Source organism: Mycobacterium sp. (assembly GCF_032162105.1).
In the GTDB taxonomy this organism is placed as follows: domain Bacteria; phylum Actinomycetota; class Actinomycetes; order Mycobacteriales; family Mycobacteriaceae; genus Mycobacterium.
Genome location: NZ_JAVRPS010000110.1, coordinates 1 through 2,995, shown reverse-complemented (window position 1 = coordinate 2,995; position 2,995 = coordinate 1). Strand labels below are relative to the sequence as shown.

Below are 2,995 nucleotides of genomic sequence, written 5' to 3'. Positions count from 1 at the left end.
CCGTGTCGTCGACCTGCGATGGTTGGCACCACTGCCGGTGGAGGACGTGCTGCGCGAAGCCACCGCCACCGGAAGGGTCCTCATCGTCGACGAGACCCGCGAGACCGGTGGCGTCGGCGAGGGCGTGCTCGCGGCACTTGTCGCCCATGGCTTCTCGGGTGCCATCGACCGGGTCGCCAGCCTGGACAGCTTCATCCCGCTCGGCGATGCCGCCCTGCAGGTGCTGCTGTCGGAGGAGACCATCGAAGCCGCAGCGACGAAACTCGCCCGCAAGCTGCCTTGATAGCTTGAGCGGATGACGGAAACACCCGATGCGACCCGGCCCCTGGCCGGGGTGCGGATCATCGAGATCTCCAGCTTCGTTGCGGTGCCGCTGGCCGGGATGACGCTGGCGCAGCTCGGCGCCGAGGTCACCCGCGTCGACCCCGTCGGTGGGGCCGCCGACTATCACCGCTGGCCGGTGACCGACGACGGCGAGAGCATCTACTGGGCCGGGCTCAACAAGGGCAAGCACTCCGTCGCCGTCGACGTGCGCTCGCCCGACGGGCAGGACCTCATCCAGCGCCTGATCGCCGACAGCGGTGTGCTGATCACCAATGTGACCGGACGCCAATGGCATTCGTACGACACGCTGGTGCGCGTGCGTCCCGATCTGATCCACGTCGAGGTTTCCGGCCGCGCGGACGGCGGCACCGGGGTCGACTACACCGTCAACGCAGGCATCGGCTTCCCACTGGTGACCGGTCCGGTCGGACTCGACAGTCCGGTCAACCACGTCCTGCCCGCCTGGGACGTGGCATGCGGGCTCTACGTGGCACTGGCGGTGACCGCGGCCCTGCGGCATCGCGACGCCACCGGCGAGGGCGGGCGGATCGGCATCCCGCTGGAGAACGTGGCGCTCGCGACGGCGGGCAACCTCAGCTTCCTGACCGAGGTGATGATCAACGGCACGCCGCGGGAGCGGATCGGGAACTCGATCTTCGGCCAGTACGGCCAGCAGTTCGCCAGCAGCGACGGGGCGTCGTTCATGATCGTCGCACTCACCGGACGGCACTTCCGGGATCTGACCGAGGTCACCGGAACGGCGAAAGCCGTTGCCGCGCTGGGGGAGGCACTCGCTGCGGACTTCGCCGACGAGGGCGACCGGTACCGGCACCGCGACGCGCTCACCGGGCTGTTCACCGCATGGTTCACCGACCGCACCGCCGACGAGGTGGCCGCGGCGTTGTCGGCGACCTCGATCCTGTGGGAGCGCTATCGCACCTTCGCCGACGTCGTGACCGACGACAAGGTCACGTCCAACCCGCTGTTCACCGAGCTGGATCAGCCGCGCATCGGCCGCTACCTGGCGCCCGGCCTGCCGCTGTCGATCGGCGGCGTCTATCCGCGCGCGGTCGCCGCGCCGGCGCTCGGCGATCACACGGCCGCCGTGCTGCGGGACCGGCTGGGTTTGACCGCTGATGAGATCGGCCGGCTGGTCGCGGCGGGCACCGTGGCATGAGCGCGTTGCTCGATCTGCTCGACGTCCGCGCCGGTGGCGGAGATGACATTTGGGTGGGCCCCGCCAGTGGGCCGGAGGGCAAGCGGTCGTTCGGCGGCCAGTTCATGGCGCAGAGTCTGGCCGCCGCGTGCCGGACCGTCGAGGCGGTGAAGCTGCCCACCAACATGCACCTGCAGTTCCTGCGTGGGGGCGAGGCCGGCGACCCCGTCGAGTACTCGGTGGCGCGGGTGTTCGACGGGCGCACCGCGGCGGCGCGCCGGGTGGACGCCCGACAGGACGCCCGCCTGATGACGACGGCCACCGTCTCCTTCGCCGCGCCGCTGGCCGGACCCGAGCACGGCGGGCGAGCGGCGATGCCGGGTGATCCCGAGTCACTGCCACGGACCGGGCCAGCCGGTCCGGCGCCGTCGATGCCGTTGGACGAGATCGACATTCGCATCGACGACTCCGGGGTGGGCGCTGAGTTCGTCCGGCGGCTCTGGTGGCGGGTGACGGTGCCACTGCCTGCCGATCCGCTGCTGCACACCATCGTCGCGGTCTACGTCAACGACGTCTACATGATCGACCCGGCCCTGCAGGTGCACGGCCACTCGATGAAGGGACGCACCCACCGCAGCGGCACGACGGACTCGTCGATCTGGTTTCACCGGCCGGTGCGCGCCGATCAGTGGAATCTGTTGGAGTCGCGTTCGCCTGCGGCGTCGCGCGGGCGCGGCGTGATCACCGGCAGCCTGGTCGGGGCCGACGGTGCCATCGCCGCCACGCTGGTGCAGGAGGGACTGATGGCCGAACGGGAGCAGCCGCCGACCTGACGGCAGCTCGGCGGATCAGCCCTCCTGCCGGATCGAGAGCCACTCCTCGAGGCTGATGCCGAACGCACGTGCCTGACAGAGTTCGGCGTTGCGCTGTCTGCCGATCGCCGGATCCACCCATTCGACGAACTCACGTTCGGGATGACTGGCGTCGCGCATGTGGATGAAGTAGTCGTAGTGCCCGTAACCCGGCACCCGGTCGGCCCGGATCCGGAAGGGCAGCTCGAGCCGGTACAGCCGGGTGCCCCGCACGCCTGCATCGAGCAGTTCGGCATCCGAATCGACGACCAGCCGCTCGAACGACGTGTAGGTCAATGCGATGCAGCGCCGGTCGACGTCGTCGAGCGCCGCGATTTCCTGGATCAGCATTTCGCTGCGAATCACCGCTGCGCCCGCGTGATCTTGTGGTGATCATCGTTGGGCGCTCCTCTTGCGAGGTTCCTTCACAGCGGGTTGCGCTGTTCGGGTTCTGTCCTCATCGTTCACGGCCCCCCGTCGCCGGGTGGTCTTAGGTGAACTCCCCAGGCCGTTGATCGGGTCAACGGTCTGAGCCGTCGTCTCCGGCACCGCTGCCGGAACTGCTGACGAACGGGGACGACACACCAACTGTGCGTCAACTGACATGTCCGGCCAGTCGCGGAGGTTGCGGGCCGCGTTGTGGTCGCGGTCCACGATTTCATCG

Annotated in this window: 4 protein-coding genes; 3 read left to right on the top strand and 1 reads right to left on the bottom strand. The window is 69.3% G+C overall.

Annotation, left to right across the window (positions count from 1 at the left end):
* The 3 genes from QOC69_RS05390 to QOC69_RS05380 all read left to right on the top strand — a co-directional run.
* The coding region (locus tag QOC69_RS05390; protein ID WP_526437132.1) for a transketolase C-terminal domain-containing protein at nt 1-283 on the top strand (283 nt) is incomplete at its 5' end.
* A gap of 12 nt (nt 284-295) precedes the next feature.
* On the top strand, nt 296-1,501 hold the full coding sequence (locus QOC69_RS05385; RefSeq protein ID WP_526437130.1) for a CoA transferase: 1,206 nt from the start codon (nt 296-298) through the stop codon (nt 1,499-1,501).
* On the top strand, nt 1,498-2,313 hold the full coding sequence (locus QOC69_RS05380; protein WP_526437128.1) for an acyl-CoA thioesterase: 816 nt from the start codon (nt 1,498-1,500) through the stop codon (nt 2,311-2,313). The genes QOC69_RS05385 and QOC69_RS05380 overlap by 4 nt, the downstream gene beginning before the upstream one ends.
* A 15-nt stretch (nt 2,314-2,328) precedes the next feature.
* Here QOC69_RS05380 and QOC69_RS05375 read toward each other — a convergent pair whose 3' ends face one another.
* Nucleotides 2,329-2,682 carry a hypothetical protein gene (locus tag QOC69_RS05375; RefSeq protein ID WP_526437126.1) on the bottom strand — a complete coding sequence of 118 codons (354 nt, stop codon included), beginning with the start codon at nt 2,680-2,682 and terminating at the stop codon, nt 2,329-2,331.
* Nucleotides 2,683-2,995: the final 313 nt, after the last annotated feature.